The following is a 21,229-nucleotide window of genomic DNA, read 5'->3' as shown; positions in this document are numbered from 1 at the left end:
TCTGCATTCGCCCTAACGCCCGGATACGGTCCGGGCGTTTCTTTTTGCGGTCGAGCACGGGACGCCTCGCTTCGCGTTACACTTGTCCGCATGAGCACGAGCCAGCCAAACGCTCTCGTAAACGCTTCCTCTGCCTACCTTCGATCTGCAAGCCATCAGCCCACAAAATGGAACGAGTGGGGTGCCGAAGCTTTTGCCCGCGCAAAGGCTGAGGACAAACCCGTGCTGCTCGACATTGGAGCGGTGTGGTGTCACTGGTGTCACGTGATGGACCGCGAATCGTATGAATCCGCCGAGATCGCGCACATTCTGAATGAATATTTCGTCCCGATCAAAGTAGATCGAGATGAGCGCCCGGACGTGGATTGCAGATATCAGACAGCGGTGTCAGCAATGTCCGGACAGGGGGGCTGGCCACTAACGGTTTTCCTGACTCCAGAGGGCAAGCCGTTCTTTGGTGGAACCTACTTCCCTCCCGTGGACGGATACGGGAGGCCCAGCTTCCAACGCGTACTGCTGGCGGTTGCACAAGCATTCAAAGAACGCCGGGATGAAGTGGAGACGGAGAGCAATGGCCTGATGCACGCACTGACTCACGCTGAAGGAATGCAGGGCCATCGGGGAGAGTTTTCTCCGCGCATTGTGCAAGAGATGGTGCAAGCTGCTTTGGGGGCATTTGATCGCGAACACGGCGGATTCAGCGATGCTCCAAAGTTCTCGCATCCTCCTGTAGTCGAGCTGCTGGCTGACTGGTACGTACGCACGGGAGAAGAGCAGGTCGGCAAGGTTGTGAACGTCACACTGGAACACATGGCTCGGGGTGGTGTTTATAACCAGCTCGCGGGCGGGTTCCATCGCTACTCCGTCGATGAGCGCTGGTGTGTGCCGCACTTCGAGAAAATGGCATACGACAACTCCGAGTTGCTGAGGAACTACGTCCACGCGTGGCAGGCAACGGGTAATCCGTTCTTTGCCGACGTGGCGCGCGACATTCTGCGGTGGATGAGAGAGTGGCTTAGCGATCGCGAGCGGGGCGGGTATTACGGCTCACAGGATGCAGATATCAATCTGGACGATGATGGCGATTACTTCACTTGGACGCTGGACGAAGCCCGGTCTGTCCTCAGCCCGGACGAACTTGCGGTTGCTGCTGCTCACTACGACATTGGCGAGCAGGGAGAGATGCACCACAATCCCAAGAAGAACGTGCTCTGGGTGAGCCAGTCGATTGAGCAAATTGCGCAGGCGCAGAATCGTACAACGCAGGAAACCTCAGAGCTGCTTGCCTCGGCAAGAAAGAAGATGTATTCAGCACGGCTCCAGAGACCAACGCCATACGTCGACCGTACGCAGTACACAGGGTGGAATGCGCTTTGCATTTCAGCCGTGCTGCAAGCGGCGCGTGCGCTTGGGGAGGAAAACGAGCAGCAGTTTGCACTGCGTTCACTGGAACGACTGCTTTCCGAAGCGTACTCCGCCGATCAGGGCTTGCTGCACGTGATTGCCTATGCCGAGAATGGCGGCAGTCAGCGTCCCGCGGGCGTGCTGGACGACTACGCATTCACAATTCTGGCGTGTCTTGATGCCTACGAGACGACGAGCGAACTGCGTCACTTCCAGACTGCTGAAGAGATCGCAAAGCGGATGATTGCCGGATTCTATGACACGCAGGAGGGCGGATTCTTTGACCTCAACACTGCATCGGACAACGCCATCGCAGCCCTAAGCACGCGTCGCAAACCGTTCCAGGACTCGCCGACTCCAGCAGGAAACTCGGCAGCCGCTATTGCCTTGCTCCGCCTACATGCGCTCAATCAGGACGAGAGCCTGCATCGGCGGGCGAAGGAAACACTTGAGGTATTTGCTGGCGTGGCCGGACAATTCGGGATTCACGCGGGTTCGTATGGAATCGCCGCAGTGTGGATGTCACGTGCGCATACGCAAATTGTGATAATCGGCGATGGCGCTGAAGCCGATGCGCTGTACAAAGAGGCGCTTGCCCCATTTGCACTGAATAAGATCGTCCTGCGGGTGAAGGATCCCACGAAAATTAAGGACCACCTGCCCGAGGCTCTGGCTGAAACTATCTCCGTCGTGCCGGGATTGGACAAAGGCGCAGTGGCATTGCTGTGCAGTGGATTCACGTGCCAGCCACCTATACGCGAACCGAAGGAGCTGGGAACGGCTTTGGCCAATGCATTTTCAGGACAACAGCAGGCCGCATGAAATCGCCTCTCGGCTCGGTTGACCGGATCACGACAGATACGAATCGGGTATATCCATAGACCTGCAGCGCACCTTCGCGCTAGAGTGAGAACATGCCCACGAAAACGAAGAGCACCAAGAAGACCGCAACCAAGAAAGCGGCAACGAAATCAGTAGCCCGGAAGTCCTCTCCGGCCTCCACCACAACCAAGAGCTCTAAAACCAGCAAGAATGGCTTTCATCCAGGAACCTACATTGTGCCGCGTGGGCATGTGAGCGTTGCAGTGCCGACGTTCTGGACATTGCGGCAAACAAATGACGACCTGCAGGTTGAATCCGAAGCAAGCGAAACCTCGGTCATTCTGACAGCTTATCAACGCAACGCAGATGTGAAGTCGCTGGATGCACGGGACTACCTGCAGCACTTCCTGGAAACGGCTCCAATCGCCAAGGGCCTGCAACAGCGGGAATCCTCGAAACAGAGAGCCAGCGCGCGTTTCCGCGATGAAGAAGGCGACAACTGGTTTGTGCGGTTCATTTCTAATGGCCGGACGCTGCTGCTGGCAACGTGCCACACGAATCTGCCATTGACATCACGCGAAGGAAAGACGGGGTTGGCTGTGCTGGATTCCATCAAGCTAAAGGGCCGCGAATGACTTCGCGGCACGGCAGCATTGAATCCTTCTACCTCGAAGGCGAAGCTGGAAAACTCGAAGCACTGCTGAATTTCGGATTGCCAAACGCGCAGTATGCGTGCGTTGTGGCGCATCCGCATCCGCTCTTTGGCGGAACCATGCACAACAAGGTCGTTTTCCATGCGATGAAGGCCTTGAATTCGTTTGGCTTTCCTGTGCTTCGTTTCAATTTTCGCGGAGTCGGTACAAGCGGTGGCGAGCACGATTATGGTGGAGGCGAAGTCAACGACGTTCGGGTTGCGCTCGACTATGTGAGACAGCGCTATTCCCTCCCCATTATCTTTGCCGGATTCTCATTCGGAGCGGCCGTCGGATTACGTGCGGCAGTCGATTATGGCGACGTCCAGGCGCTGGTCGGGCTGGGAATTCCCGTGAACGCCGATGGACGGGAGTACACGTACGAAACTTTACAAGCTAGCCAACTGCCCAAGCTCTTACTGAGCGGCGCAAATGATCAGTACGCCCCTCAATCCCGATTGGAGCAGATATTTAAGGCGGCTGCGGAACCCAAACGGTTGGTGATGGTTCCGGATGCGGATCATTTCTTCGCCGGCCATCTGGATCAAATGCGCACAGAACTTACCTCTTGGGTGCGAGAAGCTATAGGGCCAAGGCCAATGCCTGCCGTATAATGCCCCGCATGACTGCGTCCGACAAGGGCTCCCAGACCATGAGCACGGCGCTCGAAATGCGCACCGTTGCACGCGAAATATTTCAGCACGCATTGGATGAGAGCAGTATTGAACGGGGATTCACCCGCAACATCCATTATGAACGCGGCATTTTGAGAGTGGGCGAGGACCTGTACGATTTAGGGACGTTCTCCCGCGTGTTCGTGGTTTCGTTCGGAAAAGCAGCACACAGCAGTCTCGAAGCCCTCATGTCGCGGCTTGGTCCCGGAGTCGGAGCCACGGGCATTGTGTGCGCCCCGACATCTCCCGCATCACAGGTCTTTGGATTCCGCTACTTCGAGGGCGGGCATCCGATGCCGAACCATGAATCCTTGCGAGCAGCAGAGGCGATTCTGCGCTCGCTGGAATCGCTGAACGGCCGCTCACTTATCATTTACCTGATCAGCGGAGGCGGATCGGCAATCGTCGAAAAGCCGATCAGTGATGACATAAGTTACGACGACTTGGTTCAGACCTATCGGACGCTTGTGCATTCGGGCGCGCCAATCGCAATGATCAATGCAGTCCGCAAACACATCTCCGCGGTCAAGGGCGGCCGCTTAGCATTGGCCGCGTCACCCGCGCATCAGCTCTCGATCCTGATTTCGGATGTTCCGGATAACGCGCTCGATTCATTGGCCAGCGGGCCTACAATGCCAGACACCAGCACGGTGGAGCAATGTTACGAGATCGTCGAGCGCTACAATTTGATGCCTCAGTTGCCGGAAAGCGTGAGAACGTTGTTAGAAACGCGGAGCCTGGAAGAGACTCCTAAAGCGGGCGATCCTCTTTTTGAGCGTGCGCGCTGGTGGCCTATCCTCTCCAATGTGTCAGCACAAAAAGCGGCAGTGGAACACGCCGCCATGAAGGGCTTCGCCATTCAGATCGACAACACATGCGATGACTGGGATTACCGCAAAGCAGCAGACTACCTGCTCGATCGTGTGCGGGAGTTACGCAAAGGCGTTTCCCGCGTATGCCTCATCTCAGGCGGTGAAGTCACGGTGACGGTAGAAGGAAAACCCGGCGCTGGAGGGCGAAATCAGCAATTTGCGCTTTACTGCGCCGAGCGGATCAAAGGCGAGAACATTGCAATCCTGAGCGCCGGTACGGATGGAATCGACGGAAACAGTCCGGCCGCAGGTGCAGTTGTCGATGGTACGACGCTCGAGCGCGCAGCCGAAAAAGGCTTAAGTCCGAAGGATGCTCTCGCCCGGTTCGATGCTTTTCCGTTCTTTTCCGACATAGGCGATACCATCATGACCGGATACACGGGAACGAACGTGCGAGATATTCGCGTGTTGCTGGCCTGGTAAGTTTTAGAAGAACTCAGGAACACCTTCTTCGAGTACGTGCACACGCTCTTCGACACCGAGTTCGAGAGCGCCGGCGATCAGTCTTTTCACAGGTTCATCGAGCGGCTCTTGCGAAAGCTTGAACGTTCCGAAGTGCATGGGAATCATGTATTGCGCCTTCATATCGACGAATGCGCGCAAGGCGTCCTCTGGGCTCGTGTGCACGGCGCGGAAGCTGTCAGGGTAATACGCTCCGATCGGAAGCAGTGCCACCTCGGGATTCAATCGTTGCCCGATCTCGCGGAAGCCCTCGAAGTAAGCCGTGTCACCTGAGTGGTAGATCGAGTGCTTCCCGTCATCGAGCACGTACCCGCCGTATCCGCGGTGCATGTCGCGAATGACGCGCGCACCCCAATGCTGCGAAGGTGTTGCCGTGATTTGCGTGCCGGAAATCTCCAGATCCTCCCACCATTTCAGCTCGATTGTGCGATCAAAGCCGAGGTCGTAGACAAGGTCACTTACATTCTCGGGAACAATTAAGAGTGGCGCGTGACCACGCTTAATGCGGCTTGAACGTGCAATGGCGCGCAGCGATGGCCGGTGCAGATGATCGAAATGCGCGTGAGTTACAAGCACGGCGTCGAGAGGCGGCAAATCCTGAATGCGGAGCCCCGGGCGGCGCAGACGTTTCAAGACAAAGAGCCATGGCGCAAATATGGGATCGACGACGACTTTGATGGCGCCTACTTGCAGGAAAAACGATGAATGACCAATGAAAGTCACGCCCATCTGCCCCGGCGACGCCAGAACAGGATGGTACGTGCGCCCGGTGCGCTTCGCCATCGCGGAGTGCTGAACGAGCTTTCGGAGTTGCCCGGCTTTCCTGCTGATACTGATGTTGAGCATCCCAATCATATTGGACGCAATTTCGGCCTCCAACGATTGCAATCATCGTTCATACCTGCTCGGGGTTGCAACAATTGGCTCAGCTGTCATTTAATCAGAGTTTACTCAGTGGAAAGCGAGGAAGTCTGGTGAAGATTGCGTACTTGGGATTAGGAATCATGGGACGTCCGATGGCTGTGAACCTGGTGAAGGCTGGCCACGACGTAACTGTGTGGAACAGGACGCCGAAGACGGTGGACGGCGCGCGAGTTGCAGCCTCTCCGGCAGAGGCCGCCAAGAATGCGGAGGTCATCTGGATTTGTGTGGCAGACACCAAGGCGGTGGAAAGCGTGCTGTTCGGAGCGCAAGGTATTGAGTCGGTATTGCGCCCCGGAGTTACGGTGATCGATTCCAGCACAATCGCACCACAGGCAACGCTGGACTTTGCAGCCCGAGTTCGAGCGAAGGGTGCGGAATTCGTCGATGCGCCCGTGACAGGATCGAAGATCGGCGCCGAGAACGCTCAGCTTCTATTCATCGTCGGCGGACCGGAAGCAGTGGTTCAGAAACTCGATCCGCTCTTCATGGCACTCGGGAAAAAAGTGATCCGAGTCGGCGAGACCGGCGCGGGTGAAAGCGCCAAGATCGGCATGAATCTGATGATTGCATCCATCTTCGAAGGCTTTGCTGAGGCGCTGGCACTTACAGGCAAGCTTGGCGTGCCTCCGGAAAAGCTGATCGATCTGATCAATTCATCGATGATCAAGAGTGGCGTCACAGACTACAAGGCGAGCTTTGTGTTGAAGAACGATTGGTCGCCAAACTTCCCGCTGCGGCTGATGTTGAAAGATATTCATCTCATGATGGACGCGGCAAAACAGCAAAATCTGCAATTGCCTGCGCTGAAAGAAATCGAGAAGGTGTATCAGAAGGCCGTCGATGCCGGTCACGCGAACGAAGATTACGCCGTGACGGTTGAGACAGTCAAACAACTCTAGTTGAGCTTTGTTAAGCACGAAGCCCCGGAGCAGGTCCGGGGCTTTTCCATTTGTGCGTTGGTCGGCCTAGATGCGGGCGTGACTGTTACAGACGTCCGCTAAAAAGTTATCGCTGAGAGCTATTGCTGCTTTAGTTCGCGCGCTTCTCGTTTCATGCGCCTGTTGCGCGCAACTAGAGTGAACGCATACAGTACGTGAACAGTCCAGACGACAACATACGCGGCGTAGAGGTAGACGTTATTCGCGGCGCTGTTCATCGTGAGCCCTCCGTTTCAAAGTCAAGCGATGCCTGGGCATGTGCTTCTTCAAGTGCCTGTTCTTCCAGCGCCTGGCGATAGCGAATCCAGACAAACATCAATGCCAACATGGCGAAGGCAGCTAGATTCCAAAGAACTGCAACCCACATCGCAGGATGCAGACCTGAGCCTTGCCCTCCACCAATCACGGGTTGTGGGTGCTGCGTGCGGAACCAGCGGATGGCCATGTACACGATCGGTACATCGACAAATCCGAATATTCCGAGGGCGGCGGCCAGTACCTGAATCTGACCTCCCGTGGCATAGTGGCGCAACACAAGATAGCTGACGTAGATGAGCCACAGAACGAGCGTGCTAGTCAGTCGCGCATCCCACGTCCACCAGATTCCCCAGATCGGTCGGGCCCAAATGGGACCGGTCAGCAGCACGATGGTGCAGAAGGAAACGCCCACCTCAGCCGAGGCCAATGCAAGAGCATCAGCCTTCTGAGTGCGGCGGATGAGGTACCACGTAGAGGCGAGAAAATTCACGAAGAACAACAGGAAGGCGACCCATGCCGAGGGCAAATGATAGTAGAAGATTCGCTGCACATCGCCCATCGTCGCTTCGGTTGGAGCAACGTACATGGCCTGCACGAACCCATAGGCAAGAAGCGCAATTGTGAGCACTGCGAGAACTTTGAATAGTGTGTTCATTCCGCGTTTAGTACCGGCTCGAAAAGGATGAGGCAGACGGTGGTGAACACAATGTCATACACCGCCAGCAGACGCATCCAGAAAATGGGCGAGTTCTCGCCAGTGAGAATCGATGTGGTCGCGTCAACCATCGCCAACAGAGCGGGAATGGAAATGGGGAACAGAATCAATGGCAGCATGATTTCGCGGCTGCGGGTGCGAATGGAAAGCGCGGCGAAAAACGTTCCGTTTACAACCAGCGCCCACGTGGCCAGCAAAGCAACGACGGCCAACTGCCATGCAGGTCCGATGGATCGAAGGTTGTAAAACACGACAAACAGCGGCACCATCAGCACCTCAAGAACTGAGACAAAGATGAAATTTCCAATGGTCTTGGAGAGGAATAGTGCTTGCGCTGGAGCTGGTGAGAGGCGGTAAGCATCGAGTACCTGGTTGCGGAGTTCACGGGTCCAGGTCTGGTTGAGAGCAACAACCGTAGCAAACAGAATTGCCACCCACAGCAAGCCACCAGCGATCTTGCGCGACTCTTCCGCCGTAGGATCGAACCCAAAACTGAAGATAACCACCACAAGCAGCGCAAAGAACAACATGCTGTTAATTGCGTCCTTGGAACGCCACTCCAGCCGCAGATCCTTGATCAGCGAGCGGCGGGTTATGGACCAGATGCCAGGAGCTGAAGTCATTGTTTCGCCTCCAAGCTGTCGTGAACGAAGTTACTTCGCAGCGCGGCACGTTCTTCGGCAAGATAGGGCGTCAGCAAACGCGCGGGGATACCCTGCTCACGGGCAATCAATCGTCCGGCATCGAGCACAAGACACTCGTCGGCGACTGGCTCCATGAGAGCTGCCTGATGGGTCACAACAAAAATGGTCGTTCCGGCGTCGCGCATTCTGGCCAGCAATGTCGTCATCTGTTTCGCTGAACGCACATCGACATTCGAAAAAGGCTCATCCAGGAAGAGCAATTCGGGACCATGCACGATAGCACGGGCCAGCGAGATCCGCTGACGCATTCCTTGCGAATACTGCCCTACTCGACGCTCCAACGTGGGGTCGAGTCCAACCGTTCGGATCGCATCTTCGCAGCGGGCACGATCGGTAATGCCGTAGAGGGCCGCAAAATATTCAAGATTCTCGAGCGCAGACATCTCGTCGTAGAGCAACGGGGCATGCCCCATATACCCGAAGCGGGGAGCCACAGAGCGGATGTTTTCGGAACCGAGGACGCGGACAGTGCCACGCGAGGGAGCCAGAAGGCCGGCGATTACGCGAAGAAGAGTGCTCTTCCCTGCGCCATTCTCACCAAGAAGCACATAGAGTCTGCCGGGAGCGAAATCAGCGGTGATGCCGCGTAGCGCGGCAAAGCGTCCGAAATGGCGAACTACATCGTGAACGGAAACTGCAGGTTGCGGTTGGATCGTATCAGTCACACGTTATGCGAGTGTAACGCGTCCTCTCCGGAAATTTGCGCATACGTGCGGGCATCACCCGCCGTCGCTCGCTCTACTGCGCCATGGAGGGAGCCGAGGCTTGTGCTTTCTCTGCCCCTCCCTGTGCTCCATTCTGCGCGGGTGCGTACTTGGAGGCGCACTTCGCCTGCAATTGCTTTGCGTGGAAAACGCCATCGCGCCCGTAGGATCCTTCGGCTAATGCCTGTGAATTGTCTTTGAAAGTGTCAGGAGGAGCTTCTGTGCCCGAATAAACGACATTCAAGGTGCGCCCCTGCTCGGCGAGTACGAACTCGACGTGAGTACCTTGGCGGCGAATCGAACCGGGCTGTACGTTGCCTGCGACGCGAAGACGTTTGCTGTATGCGCCGTTGCCCATTTCGGTCATTTCCTTGATGGTGACGTAGTAGCTTTTGCTCTCCTGAACGCCAGTGAAGGCCAAGTAGGCGAGTCCGGCCACGATGAGCAATATCGGCACACCAAACTTCACATATTTGTTCATTTTCCACCCAAAGGAAAGCAGCAAAGCAACAGAGACAGAACTGCCATCCCTTCCCCAGTGCTAAGAGCGTACTTCAGCGAGTACCATGGGTCAAGACAATGGGACAAACACAAGAACCCGTTGTTTTCGATGCGCCTGAGTAGGCCCACGACTCAGAAAATAGCCCGGGGGAATGCAGCACACAATGGCATCGTATAATGGCCGTTATTCAAGCAGGAAGGGGTTGCAGCAATGAGCGGAAGCAACGGATCAAACGGCAATACCAGCAGCATCTCGCCACACGAAATCTCGGAGGGTATTCCGAAGATCCGAGAGCAGTGGATTGCGCGACGCCGCGAAGAAGCGGCCCGCAGTGGCGACACCAACATGACCCAGATGCACTATGCGCGCAAAGGCCAGATCACGGAAGAGATGCTGTTCGTGGCGGAGCGCGAAAAGATCTCGCCGGAACTGGTGCGCACCAAGGTTGCCGAGGGAAAGATGATCATCCCCGCCAACATCAACCATCCTGAACTCGAACCGATGTGCATTGGCGTGGACTCGCTTTGCAAGATCAATGCCAACATCGGAAACTCGGCGGTCACGTCCAACGTTCAGGAAGAGCTAAAGAAGCTGCATACCTCCGTGCACTATGGCGCCGACACCATGATGGACCTCTCCACCGGCGGCGACATCCACGGTATTCGCGAGACGCTGTTGAGGCATTGTCCCGTACCGATGGGGACCGTGCCGATTTACGAGGCCGTCGCACGCGTGAAACGCATTGAGGATCTGACGGCGTCGCTGATGCTGGAAGTGATTGAAGAACAGGCAGCGCAGGGCGTCGATTACATGACGATCCACTCTGGAGTCCTCGTCCAGTACCTGCCTCTGGTTGCCTCACGCATCACGGGCATTGTGAGTCGCGGCGGAGCCATTTTGGCACAGTGGATGGCACATCATCACAAGCAGAACTTCCTCTACGACTGCTTCGAAGACATCTGCAAGATCATGGCAAAGTATGACGTTGCATTCTCTCTGGGCGATGGATTACGACCCGGGTGCATTGCCGATGCAAGCGACGAGGCACAGTTTGCAGAGTTGAAGACTCTTGGCGAGTTGACGCGCATCGCGTGGAAACACGATGTTCAGGTGATGATCGAAGGCCCCGGTCACGTGCCGATCGACAAGATCAAGGAGCAGGTGGACAAGGAAGTGGAGTTGTGCGACGGAGCGCCGTTCTACACGCTTGGACCGCTCGTCACAGATATCGCTCCGGGATACGACCACATCACATCGGCGATCGGCGCCGCGATGATTGGCTGGTACGGGGCTGCAATGCTCTGCTATGTGACACCAAAAGAGCATCTCGGATTGCCGAACGAGAAGGACGTGAAGGACGGCATTATCGCCTACAAAATTGCGGCTCACGCGGCTGACCTCGCCCGCCACCGTCCCGGGGTTCAAGATCGCGACGACGCACTCAGCCATGCGCGCTACACGTTTGATTGGGAGAAGCAGTTTGAGCTCTCACTTGATCCTGAGACAGCACGCACGATGCATGACGAGACGCTTCCGGACAAGTTCTACAAGGAAGCTTCATTCTGCTCGATGTGCGGTCCGAAATTCTGCTCAATGAATTACTCATCCAAGGTGGACGAGTACAACAAGCAGGTTCATGGACTGGAGAAGAAGGACTACTCTGGGCTGGTGAAGCTAGTTACGCCGAAGTAGATCTAGGTTCAGAACTACGAAGGCCGTGCATGCGGAATGCACGGCCTTTTCTTATGCGGCGACGAATTAGTTGGGATTCATGCAGGAGCCTAGCTCTGCTGATTGCAGGCCGGCAATGCGGCGAGCGCGCATCTGAACTTCCAGGTAGGCTTCAAGAATTTCAATGTGCATCAATTCCCGCTGCTCGGGGCTAGTGCACTGGGTTCGGGCATCGTCGAGCGCGATGTAACGGTCGTGCGCAGCAACAAAACGATTCATTTCTCGGAACATGTCAACAAATTCCCTCACCCGCATTCTCAATGCACACGAGTTTGATTTGAATCGGTATTAGCCCTTATGTAATGAGCACAGATGATACCTAAGGTTGACAGTAAGGGTTACCAGCGGTCACCCCAGCCGCTCCAGCGCCTTGGCCCTGCACCAGCGTGCTCAGCTTGCTTCTCAGCCAAAAGCGTTCCCTGCGAGGAGCCTGTAGCGGTGGCGATGATGTGAATGAGATACAGATAATCTCCAGCTATACCTGAGACGCACCAGACGTTTCGGCAGCCATCTACCGGCTCAAGAGGTTGGTCGCTTGTGGCTTCTAGGAGGGCTTGCCGATACGCCGTCCATTCGGTATCGGAGCTGGCGTTGCGTAAGCATGCACGCAACGCCAGCTCTGGGGATTCCGCTGAAACCTGATGGACATACGTACCACCAAGAAATTCGATCACGAAGGTATAACGAGTCTTGTTGCCTCTCATCTTCTCTTTCCAAACGAATTCGGGGCCAGACTACCTTCAGGAGAGTTTCTATGCGCTGACCGTCTCCGGCTCTTCGATCTCAGCCGAAGCTCCGTCGTGCAGAACATGGCGCATCTTCACTTCGTCCAGGCTCTTGCACCAATGTCCAACGACGATCGTGGCTACACCATTGCCTATCAAGTTCGTAAGTGCACGAGCTTCGCTCATGAAGCGGTCGATTCCAAGAATCAGAGCTACGCCCGCGACCGGAACCGAACCGGTTGCAGACAAAGTTGCGGCCAACACAATGAAGCCGCTACCGGTCACGCCTGCAGCACCCTTGGAGGTCAACATCAACACGGCTAATAATCCTATTTGCTGCCCGAGCGATAGATGGCAGTTCGTCGCCTGAGCAATGAACATAGCCGCCATTGTTAGATAAATGGAAGTGCCGTCGAGGTTGAAGGAATATCCGGCAGGAATAACCAGGCCCACAACAGACTTGTGCACGCCTACGCTTTCCATCTTGAGCATCATGCGGGGCAAAGCGGCTTCGGAAGACGAAGTGCCGAGCACGATGAATAGCTCTTCACGAATGAACTTCAAATACTTCCAAATGCTGAAACCATGCATCCACGCAACAAGCCCCAGTACGACGAAGATGAAGATCAGGCACGTTGAATAGAAGCATGCCATTAGCTTTCCAAGTTGGAAGAGCGTTCCCATGCCGTACTTGCCGATGGTAAACGCCATTGCACCAAACGCGCCGAGCGGAGCCACGCGCATGATAATGCCGACGATTCGGAACAGCACCTTCGAGAACTGGTCGATGACGTCGTGGATTATGCGGCCCTTGCCGCCGATCATGTGCAGCGCAAATCCGAAGAGGATCGCGAAGAACAGTACTTGAAGAATCTCACCTTTTGCGAAAGCGCCGACAATCGTGTCCGGTATTACGTCAAGTAAGAATCCAGTAGTTGTCTGCAATTTGCCGGGACCGGTGTAGGCGGCCACGGCCTTTGAATCCAAGCTCAGCGGATTTACGTTCATCCCTGTGCCAGGGTGCACCATGTCAACGATGACGAGTCCGATCACCAACGAGATGGTGCTCAGAATTTCGAAGTACAGGATTGCCAGTGCGCCGGTCTTGCCCACTGACTTCATATCTTCCATGCCGGAAATTCCCAGCACGACTGTGCAGAAGATGATCGGGGCGATCATCATTTTTATCAGCTTTATGAAGCCATCCCCAAAGGGCTTCATGGCGGCGCCAGCGTTTGGATTGAGATATCCCAGGATAATACCGATCGCAATAGCGACCAGCACCTGGAAATACAGGTTCTTGTAGAACGCTTTCCCGCTTGTCTTCCCCATGAGCTCGAAGCTCCCCCGTTGAAAATCACAAAAACGTTCAGGATAAGTACCATTTCCTAAGCACAAAAGCGAGCGATCCTCGTCACATTCGTTTGTGACTACTGCGGGAAACGGGTATTTAGAACGGACTCCAGAACGGTAGCAGCGCGATCCAAAGCTGAAGTTATCTCGATCAATCCCTCTGCAGCACCTGCGGCATCGTTGCGATCCATAGCTTCATTTACACGAGGAAGCACGACAGCCGCATATCCCGTGTATTCGCCAGGCGCATAGATAGTGTGACGAAACCAAGATCGATGAGGCAATCCCTTCCCAAGCATCGCGTGCTCGGCGTTGAGTAGCGCAGCGTTGATCTGCGAAACATCAGCGCTGGATGCCGTGAGTGTAAAGGGGCGGACGTAGCGCGCGGCTGCGATCAAACGATCTGCGGCTTTGAGCGATGGTGCGAAATCCGGCTGACCTTTCCACCCAAGGTCCTGTGCCCGACGCTGGGCATTCTCCAGGTGCTTGCGGACTTCCACACCGTAAGGCTCGTAGTCGAGCGGGAGTACATCAGCCTGAGCCATGCGCAGCACTTCAAGTCCGAAGATGCGAGCCATCTCCTGTTCATACACGAAAGTGGGGTCGGCAAACTTTGTGAACCATGCATAGTTGTCGAACACGGAGTGGTACACACCGTAAGGGCCACTTGACCCAATGTCGGACGAAGGCACACCTAAGTGCTGGATGAAAGCAGAATAGTCGGAGCCACTGCCGAGGTCGCCGACATGAACATCACCTCGATCAGCATCCCCGCGCCGCTCGGTGAATGATCCGACATCGGCTGTCTCTCTGCGCCGACGAGCCGCTTCAGTCTGCGCCTTCCAAACGTCATACACCGTACCGCCCTTCGGGCTTGGAACATCACGCGTGATTTCGCGAATAAACTGCTTCAGGCTGGGAACACTGGATGCACCGAAATCCGGTCCCGCTACTCCCACGTCCATATTGAAATACGCTACCGCGTTCTGCAGCGGCCCCGCGAACTGCTCGGCGTACTCTGTCGAACCGATGAGTCCTTGCTCCTCGGCATCCCAACTGGCGAAAACGATTGTGCGCTGAGGACGCCAGCCACTTTTCAGCAACTCACCAAGGCCGTGAACTGTTTCCAACATTGCGGCGGTGCCGCTGCTCGGATCGACAGCACCGTACACCCATGCATCACGATGATTCCCGGCAATCACCATCGCGTCGGGTTGCGTTACTCCTTTGATTGTTCCGATCACATTCCAGATAGTCGTATAGCTGTATTCCTGCACGAGCTTCATGTGAACGCGAACTGGGCCAGAGCCGACATGGTACGTGAATGGCAGTGCGCCTTGCCAATCGCGCGGGCTCTCAGGACCTCCCAGGACCTGCAACAATGGCGAGACATCCGAATAGGACAGAGGTGTCACAGGTATCTTAGGAAGATTGCCAGCCTGCGATGGTGGAGTTCGCTGAGAGGGCGGCAGATCAGGAAGCGCGGCAATTCCCGGCGTAGTGGCGTCTCCGGGATACTCGAATGTGAATTGAACCGAACCGCGCTGAACACCTGTTGCGGGACGATATGGCCCCTTGGGGTACGCGTCGCCGCGGAAATATCCATCATCAATCGGGTCGGAGTAGATGATGAGTCCAGCGGCTCCGGCTTCCTGCGCGGTGAGGGCCTTCACTCCTCGAAAGTTCTGACCGTAGCGAGCGATGACAATCTTTCCTCGAACGTCGATGCCCATCTGCTTCAGCTTCTTAAAATCTTCAGGACGGGCGTAGTTCGCATAAACCACTTCGGCCTCGACTTCTCCGGAAGGCGAGCTGCCATTGAAAGGCATCACAACGCGAGGGTCGTCTTGAAATGGATCGCCTTCGACGTGCTCGCGTGTCGGGCCATGCATCTGGAGACCGGCGGGGGCGGTCGCCTCAACAACAATCTGCCGCGGCAAGTTGAGCCAGACTTTGTAGGTGTCGATGCGTGTGTCAAACCCCGCCTCACGGAACTTCTTCGCAACGTATTCGGCAGTCGCACGATCTTCCGGCGATCCTGAAATGTGCGGCACTCGCGTGAGGACTTGCAAGTGCTCCTGGGCAAGTTTGGTTTCAGGAACAGAAAGAAAGCGCTGTTCGAGTTTGCGCTCGGCGCTAGAATCACGGAAACCGGTGATCGCGGGAGAACTTGCCTGTTGCGCGAGAGAGACGATGGTCAGAAATAGAACTACCGCTCCTACCCGGAAGGTCTTAATCATTGTCGCGGACTTGTCCTTTTGGGCCCAACCGAAGCCCCACGTTCGTTCTGCAGAGAGTTGCAGGATAACACCCGTTCTTAAACGTAAGTGGCCGGAAAACGCGTGACTATCGAGAATAGCTCGCCCCACTTCGGGCTAGTATATCTGGATGTCTCCGTGGACTCCCGGCACGCGAATCGGCTCTTATGAAATCGTCAGTCTGCTCGGACACGGAGGCATGGGGAGAGTTTTCCGCGCGCGGCACCTTATCACGGGCCGCATTGAGGCGCTGAAGATACTCGCGTCCGCATCAGGAGAAAACGAGGAACTGCTCGAGCGCTTCAGCCGCGAAATTCGCGTCGTTGCAAATCTCAATCATCCCAACATTGCTCAACTTCACACGGCCTTCTATCACGAAGGCCAACTCGTCATGGTGATGGAATTCGTGGATGGTGCGGACCTCAGCAGCCGCATGATCCATGGCATCAATCTGCAGCAGGCGTTGGATTTCGCACGGCAGATACTGGATGCGCTGGAGTACGCGCACGCACAGGGCGTAATACATCGGGACATCAAGCCCTCAAACATCATGGTGACGCCTTCGCTACGAATCAAACTTCTCGACTTCGGACTGGCGCTCAGTGCACCTGACACGAGACTGACGTGCGCAGGAGGAGTGGTGGGATCAATGCATTACATCTCTCCCGAGCAGATTACAGGTGAGCCTGCCGACGCGCGATCTGATCTATATGCATTGGGTGTCACACTCTACGAAATGATCACCGGACAGCTGCCAATTAACGGCACGAGTTATGCCCAGATCATCGCCAATCATCTGCAACTGCATCCGACCGCACCAAGGCAGATCAACCCTCGTGTGTCTGAGCAGTTATCATCCGCAGTGATGAAGGCGCTTGCAAAAGATAGCAAGTACCGCTGGCAGACTGCCGCCGACTTTCGTGAAGCACTCGATGCTGCGGCACCCGAAGACTCATCACGTTTGTTCGTCACGCGATCTAATCCAATTGAGAACACGCCAGGAACGCCAATACGGCCACACAGTCCAGCAGGATCAAATCAAACAGGGTCGAACCAAACCTCTGTGCATCAACCGGAAGTGTTACACGAAATCGCGAAACATCTGGCAAGTCACGTTGGACCGATTGCAAATGTGCTGGTGAAGCGCGCCTCAAGTAGCGCACACGACCTTCATGAGTTGTGCGATCTCGTTGCAAAGGAAATCGACTCTCCCGAGGCAAGGCGAAAGTTCCTCAATTCAGTGAAGGGGCACTTGCGTGCGAGCGAGTTTTAGCTGAGCATTCGCAGCGCTTTTGAGACAGTGACAAACAGACGATTGAACGCCGCCGTCAGTTCTGCGATTTCATCTTTGCCACGAACTGGAAGTTCTCCCGGCTCCGTCTGACCAAGGCTTACCTCGTCTGCCACTCGCGAAAGCCTGCGCACGGGCTTGATGATGATGAAGTAGAGTACGAGATTGATGGCGAGCAGAATGGCGGCAAACGTGGAAGTCAACGTCCACAACAGCGTGCCGTAAGCCTTGGTCGCAATCTTCATTGGCAGTTCTGTAGGAAGAGAAACGATCTGTGCCGCGATGACCTCATTCAGGTTCCAGCCGAATCCATTGTTCGCACCGTACTTGGCCACCATTGCACGAGGCGCCGCCGATGGCACGCTGTGACACTCCAGGCAGCTTGGCTGTACAGAAATCGGATGCGCCAGAAATAGGGATTTCCCTGTGGGCGTCAAACGCTCGCCCACAAGTTCCTTCGCATTAGCATTGTTCCGAAAATGCTGAATGATGTCGCTTTCCCACTCGGCAGCCCGGTCCTCGAGATTGGTTGGATTCAGTGACGCTTCTTTGTAGGTGTATTCGGGAAACTTCTTGCGAAGCCGTGCAAAAGTCACCGTAGCGCCATATGCGGGCACTGTCTGGGGCAGGAACGTCCTTCTATGCGCCGCGCTCTGTTGCAGCAGCGGTTTGAGTTCTTCGGTTGTGTATTGTCGGGTGGAACTCGCACTCTCCATCATCAACTCTGCTTGCTTTAGCACCTGCGCCTTTGCATTCTCAACCAGAAACGAACGCGCTACATATGAAACCGCGAATAGGCCAATCGCCATTAGGGCCACGAGTAGCAGGTTGAACTTGAGCATCAGTTTCATGGCGGCCTCCTGGTTGAGCTTTAGATTAGCGACAGGGTCACGAGGGTACGTGCATGGCACGGTGCGATGCGGTGGGAGTTTCAGCAGGATGCTTACAGGAGCCGACAGCGGGATTACTTCAAGTCTTTGGAGGCTTCGGTCACGAGAGCCACGTCAATCCAATTCGCCAAGTCAATGTGCCCGGCGAGAGTCTCGCGCGTCTTCCCGTCCACTACGAAACGTACTCGCGTAACCTGTGGCAACTGAGCTTTGAGTGTTCGCACCATTGAAAAGATCGTCAACTGCTCGACTTCGACTCCGCTGCGATGCGTATTCGCGAAGGCTGCGTTCAAATTCACGACGGCTGAGGCGCGGTCGGGAAAGAACACGTCGTGCACATCTGCTCCCGCACCGAGTGGGTGCTTCGAGTCCTTCTGCAGGTATCGACTAATCAGCGCATGCAGCGCCAGACGTCCACGCTCGCCCGGATCCTGCGGGAGAGCAGAAGAAATCGTGGTCGGACGGAGCGAGTTGTCATCATCGTTTGCGAGGTAGAGCGTTAGTTCCTCGGCAGGACCACTCACCGGAGGCGTAAGAGACTCTGCGACCGGAGTACCTCCCATCGACTCAGCCTTGCGCTTCAGATGTACCAAATAAAACCCCATCGCAAGGATGGCGACCACGAGGAAAGCGACTACATACTGCAGCTTGCGAGAGATCATTGTGCGACCTCCAGCTTGCTACGCAGGTTTGCAATCGCCGAGGCCAGTGCGGCAGCAACCTTCTGCTGATACTCCGGCGTCCCGAGTTCATCCACCGAGCTTCCTGAAGGCGCGACTTCCACGGCAACGGCCGCGATCGTGACGGAATTCAGCGGACGAAGCGGAGCTGCGGAGGTGCGAACAGGAAATCCGATTGCCGCGCAATCCACGGCAATTCCTGATGCAGCGACGCTCGATTGGGCGAGATACGGAGATTGCGCCGATTCCCACGGCAGGAAGCTATGGCTAGTTTGGCCCGGCTGAGCCGGAGGGACCATGGACGTGTACACACGAATTCCGTGCCCACTGGAAGACGAGTGCAGAGCCACATACAGCGTAGAGTGCGAGGTGTTGGCCGAAACTGCTCGTTGATCCCAAGTGAGCAGGTTATCCGCGATGCGCGTGAGCACGACGGGAACGCCTTTAGCATCGAGTTCGCGCTGAAGACGACGTGCGATGGCCAGGTTTACTGCTTTTTCGGTGAGAGTTGGAGAGAATACCGACCCAGTCTCGTATCCGCCATGCGCTGCGTCGAGAATGACGAACGGACGCACGCGGGCGGTGGCCACACGATTCTGCTCTTGATTCATCGCCGAGGGCTGCTGGACTGTTGGCGGAGTCGATGAACTTTGCGGGTTGGAGCCCTGCACGGCAGCAATCGTTACGGTGTGCCCGCCGTCACTGGTGAAAACCGTGGCCGGGTGCTGGATGTTGGCGATGAACTCAGCTCCACCAGGGACTTCCGCGAAGCTCGTACTGCGCACGAAAGGGTCGTTGTAACTGACATTCTCAGCGCCGCTGCTCACAACGGGCTCCCGTCGGAACAGCAGCCGCACTCTTCCATTCTCGATCAGGCTGGATGGATTCACTGGGGCAGGAAAGGTCAACACCAGCCTAGATGGCGAGTGACGAAGTTCCGCAGAGAAGCGCACCTCCGTTGATCCAACGAAAAGCCGGCGAGAAGCAGAATGAAAGTCCGCACCCTGGCCTGTGATCGCCGGAATCAGCTGAGCAAGCGCTCCGGCAGGAACATACCCGCGACCATCGACTAGAAGGAAGTTTCCGGGCAGATCGCGAAAACTCGCCCGAGCACGGAATTGCCGTTTGCCATCCTGAAATTCGGACTCCGTGCCATTGAAGTTCAGCTTCAGGCTCTTGCCGCTGACACGCGACTCCAAGCGGCCCAGGGGCTCAAGCAAGTCGGTGACCCCGACGTAATCAATGCCATCGCGCACCAGAATGTCGATCTGGTAGCTGGTCTGCGGCGCATAAACACTGACCCTGCGGGGTTCGGCAGCAAAGCCGATGGCCAGCAAAACAAGCAGCAGAGTCGAGACACGAACGAAAATGGAATGCTCTTTCACCATGCGGATTCGCGGGCAGGGTTCTCGGACTTATCCTACGACAAAAGCTCCTTCGCTGGAGATAGCTCTCCCGCTACCTTCGTGGTTCCTGTGGATTGTGGAGCAACAGAGGCTCAGAAAAGCAAACGCGAGACATGCTTATCCTAAAGTGACGTTTGCTCTTAGTGGGCTGGCCGTTTTACGCTGGAATCGGAGTTTCCTCTACATATGCGTCGAAAAGTTCTTACTCTCATCGTTCTCTCGCTCTTGGCGGCCAGTGCTCTGGCTCAGTATGGACCGAATTCTCAGGCCGGAGTCAAACTGCGCGGCCGCACCTTCGCGGATCTGTTTGCCGGACAGAAGATATTGCTGTCGAACTTCTGCCGAGTGGACTTCGAAGGCGCACGCCTTCAACCGAAGGGGTGGGATCGACTGAGACCATTTACCTCTTTGCGCGCCAATCCCGAATACACGCGGGTAGTGATAGTGACTCGCTTTGATATTGAGCCGCAGGAAACTCCTTCTGAAAACGTTGGCGTGAAGTATCAAGCCGTCGGCTATTACCAGGAACTTGATGGATACACCGAGGCCAATTTCAGTGATCGCGTCAGCTTCCGCGTTCAGGAACAAAATGGCGATCTGGTGGTGACCGACCTCACCCCCACATCTCCGCATGTCTCTCCGCGTGCCGCTGTGGCGTGGATCAACACGCGTCTCGCAGATCCGAAAACCGGAGAATTGGAACGTGCGCATTTGAAAGACGCCGTGTTGAAGTTGAACAAGTTTGTACCGCAGCAGCATCCTGCACCATCAATTCCGGGCGCGTAAACATTGGCTCATGACAGCCATGCGGATCATGATTTCTCGCGAGACAATGTCAGCATCCTCAAACGGCAGAATCGCATATTGTCATTCCTCGACAGCATCTTGCACGTTCAACATTGCGACGATATAAGTTGGTATAGGAAAGTATCCGTACAGGCACGATGACCATCTAACAAGGCAAGAATAAAACAGAGGGCTCTACCATGAATCGCGTGACAGTTGGTGCACTGTGCGTGGCCGTTTGGGTGTTCTCGATGTATGAAGCCAAGCGCACGCGTCGCACGATGGGTGCCTTCGCCTTGGAGCAAATGGAGCGCATGTTCGATGCAGTCCAAAATTCGCTTCACGTGGCGTAGCTGAAAAGCGCAGTGGTTCATTTCATACCGCAACGGTTTGTGCACAAAAAGGCGAGGCTTGATGCCTCGCCTTTGCTATTTGCAA

At 55.7% G+C, this 21,229-nt stretch carries 22 protein-coding genes; 9 read left to right on the top strand and 13 right to left on the bottom strand.

Annotated elements, in window-relative coordinates:
• Positions 1–90 precede the first annotated feature (90 nt).
• The 4 genes from AC6IZD_RS05935 to AC6IZD_RS05920 all read left to right on the top strand — a co-directional run bounded on the left by AC6IZD_RS05935 (position 91) and on the right by AC6IZD_RS05920 (position 4,887).
• Positions 91–2,226 (top strand): thioredoxin domain-containing protein, encoded by a 2,136-nt coding sequence (locus AC6IZD_RS05935; RefSeq protein ID WP_497786765.1) that lies wholly within the window; start codon positions 91–93, stop codon positions 2,224–2,226.
• A 92-nt stretch (positions 2,227–2,318) separates the two neighbouring features.
• Positions 2,319–2,861, top strand: coding sequence for a hypothetical protein (locus AC6IZD_RS05930; protein ID WP_497786764.1), 543 nt, complete (start codon positions 2,319–2,321; stop codon positions 2,859–2,861).
• Complete coding sequence (locus AC6IZD_RS05925) at positions 2,858–3,532, top strand: alpha/beta hydrolase (protein WP_497786763.1); 675 nt, start codon at positions 2,858–2,860, stop codon at positions 3,530–3,532. The genes AC6IZD_RS05930 and AC6IZD_RS05925 overlap by 4 nt, the downstream gene beginning before the upstream one ends.
• Positions 3,532–4,887: a glycerate kinase type-2 family protein gene (locus tag AC6IZD_RS05920; RefSeq protein ID WP_497786762.1), complete on the top strand. Its 1,356-nt coding sequence runs from the start codon at positions 3,532–3,534 to the stop codon at positions 4,885–4,887. Before AC6IZD_RS05925 ends, AC6IZD_RS05920 begins: the two co-directional genes overlap by 1 nt.
• Positions 4,888–4,890: 3 nt before the next feature.
• Here AC6IZD_RS05920 and AC6IZD_RS05915 read toward each other — a convergent pair whose 3' ends face one another.
• Positions 4,891–5,709, bottom strand: a complete 819-nt coding sequence (locus tag AC6IZD_RS05915) for an MBL fold metallo-hydrolase (RefSeq protein ID WP_497786761.1) — start codon at positions 5,707–5,709, stop codon at positions 4,891–4,893.
• 191 nt (positions 5,710–5,900) lie between these two features.
• Between AC6IZD_RS05915 and AC6IZD_RS05910 the strand changes: the two genes are divergently transcribed.
• Entirely contained in the window at positions 5,901–6,749 is an 849-nt protein-coding gene (locus AC6IZD_RS05910) for an NAD(P)-dependent oxidoreductase (protein WP_497786760.1), read from the top strand.
• Between the two features lie 119 nt (positions 6,750–6,868).
• Here the strand turns inward: AC6IZD_RS05910 and AC6IZD_RS05905 are convergent, their stop codons facing one another.
• From AC6IZD_RS05905 to AC6IZD_RS05885, 5 genes are all read right to left on the bottom strand, one after another.
• Positions 6,869–7,006, bottom strand: coding sequence for a CcmD family protein (locus AC6IZD_RS05905; RefSeq protein WP_497786759.1), 138 nt, complete (start codon positions 7,004–7,006; stop codon positions 6,869–6,871).
• A complete protein-coding gene (gene ccsA / locus AC6IZD_RS05900) occupies positions 7,003–7,701 on the bottom strand; it encodes a cytochrome c biogenesis protein CcsA (RefSeq protein WP_497786758.1) in 699 nt (232 codons plus the stop codon). Before ccsA ends, AC6IZD_RS05905 begins: the two co-directional genes overlap by 4 nt.
• Positions 7,698–8,384 carry a heme exporter protein CcmB gene (locus AC6IZD_RS05895; RefSeq protein WP_497786757.1) on the bottom strand — a complete coding sequence of 229 codons (687 nt, stop codon included), beginning with the start codon at positions 8,382–8,384 and terminating at the stop codon, positions 7,698–7,700. The genes ccsA and AC6IZD_RS05895 overlap by 4 nt, the downstream gene beginning before the upstream one ends.
• A complete protein-coding gene (locus AC6IZD_RS05890) occupies positions 8,381–9,130 on the bottom strand; it encodes an ABC transporter ATP-binding protein (protein WP_497786756.1) in 750 nt (249 codons plus the stop codon). Before AC6IZD_RS05890 ends, AC6IZD_RS05895 begins: the two co-directional genes overlap by 4 nt.
• Before the next feature lie 73 nt (positions 9,131–9,203).
• Positions 9,204–9,650: a cytochrome c maturation protein CcmE gene (locus AC6IZD_RS05885; RefSeq protein ID WP_497786755.1), complete on the bottom strand. Its 447-nt coding sequence runs from the start codon at positions 9,648–9,650 to the stop codon at positions 9,204–9,206.
• Positions 9,651–9,881: 231 nt separating this feature from the next.
• On the opposite strand from AC6IZD_RS05885, the gene thiC reads away from it, so the two are divergent.
• Complete coding sequence (thiC, locus tag AC6IZD_RS05880) at positions 9,882–11,363, top strand: phosphomethylpyrimidine synthase ThiC (protein WP_497786754.1); 1,482 nt, start codon at positions 9,882–9,884, stop codon at positions 11,361–11,363.
• A gap of 66 nt (positions 11,364–11,429) precedes the next feature.
• Here thiC and AC6IZD_RS05875 read toward each other — a convergent pair whose 3' ends face one another.
• The 4 genes from AC6IZD_RS05875 to AC6IZD_RS05860 form a co-directional block, all read right to left on the bottom strand.
• Positions 11,430–11,621, bottom strand: coding sequence for a hypothetical protein (locus tag AC6IZD_RS05875; protein ID WP_497786753.1), 192 nt, complete (start codon positions 11,619–11,621; stop codon positions 11,430–11,432).
• A 119-nt stretch (positions 11,622–11,740) separates the two neighbouring features.
• The gene (locus tag AC6IZD_RS05870; RefSeq protein ID WP_497786752.1) at positions 11,741–12,106 is read right to left on the bottom strand and encodes a hypothetical protein; all 366 of its coding nucleotides are present in this window, start codon (positions 12,104–12,106) and stop codon (positions 11,741–11,743) included.
• A 48-nt stretch (positions 12,107–12,154) separates the two neighbouring features.
• Positions 12,155–13,459: a dicarboxylate/amino acid:cation symporter gene (locus AC6IZD_RS05865; RefSeq protein ID WP_497786751.1), complete on the bottom strand. Its 1,305-nt coding sequence runs from the start codon at positions 13,457–13,459 to the stop codon at positions 12,155–12,157.
• Positions 13,460–13,557: 98 nt separating this feature from the next.
• Positions 13,558–15,720 (bottom strand): M28 family metallopeptidase, encoded by a 2,163-nt coding sequence (locus tag AC6IZD_RS05860; protein WP_497786750.1) that lies wholly within the window; start codon positions 15,718–15,720, stop codon positions 13,558–13,560.
• 148 nt (positions 15,721–15,868) lie between these two features.
• Here AC6IZD_RS05860 and AC6IZD_RS05855 point away from each other — a divergent pair, with 148 nt between their 5' ends.
• The gene (locus tag AC6IZD_RS05855) at positions 15,869–17,011 is read left to right on the top strand and encodes a serine/threonine-protein kinase (protein ID WP_497786749.1); all 1,143 of its coding nucleotides are present in this window, start codon (positions 15,869–15,871) and stop codon (positions 17,009–17,011) included.
• On the opposite strand, the gene AC6IZD_RS05850 is transcribed toward AC6IZD_RS05855, so the two are convergent.
• The 3 genes from AC6IZD_RS05850 to AC6IZD_RS05840 form a co-directional block, all read right to left on the bottom strand.
• The gene (locus AC6IZD_RS05850) at positions 17,008–17,880 is read right to left on the bottom strand and encodes a Tll0287-like and HAMP domain-containing protein (protein WP_497786748.1); all 873 of its coding nucleotides are present in this window, start codon (positions 17,878–17,880) and stop codon (positions 17,008–17,010) included. The genes AC6IZD_RS05855 and AC6IZD_RS05850 overlap by 4 nt on opposite strands.
• 113 nt (positions 17,881–17,993) lie before the next feature.
• Positions 17,994–18,581 carry a GerMN domain-containing protein gene (locus tag AC6IZD_RS05845; RefSeq protein WP_497786747.1) on the bottom strand — a complete coding sequence of 196 codons (588 nt, stop codon included), beginning with the start codon at positions 18,579–18,581 and terminating at the stop codon, positions 17,994–17,996.
• Complete coding sequence (locus AC6IZD_RS05840) at positions 18,578–19,987, bottom strand: N-acetylmuramoyl-L-alanine amidase (RefSeq protein WP_497786746.1); 1,410 nt, start codon at positions 19,985–19,987, stop codon at positions 18,578–18,580. Before AC6IZD_RS05840 ends, AC6IZD_RS05845 begins: the two co-directional genes overlap by 4 nt.
• 204 nt (positions 19,988–20,191) lie before the next feature.
• Here AC6IZD_RS05840 and AC6IZD_RS05835 point away from each other — a divergent pair, with 204 nt between their 5' ends.
• Both AC6IZD_RS05835 and AC6IZD_RS05830 read left to right on the top strand, forming a co-directional pair.
• Positions 20,192–20,791, top strand: a complete 600-nt coding sequence (locus AC6IZD_RS05835; protein WP_497786745.1) for a hypothetical protein — start codon at positions 20,192–20,194, stop codon at positions 20,789–20,791.
• A 200-nt stretch (positions 20,792–20,991) separates the two neighbouring features.
• Positions 20,992–21,144 carry a hypothetical protein gene (locus AC6IZD_RS05830; RefSeq protein ID WP_497786744.1) on the top strand — a complete coding sequence of 51 codons (153 nt, stop codon included), beginning with the start codon at positions 20,992–20,994 and terminating at the stop codon, positions 21,142–21,144.
• Positions 21,145–21,229 lie beyond the last annotated feature (85 nt).

The sequence above is a fragment of the Koromonas humicola genome (assembly GCF_059726255.1).
Note: the sequence above shows the minus strand (reverse complement) of the source record. Positions and strands in the feature narration are given on the sequence as shown.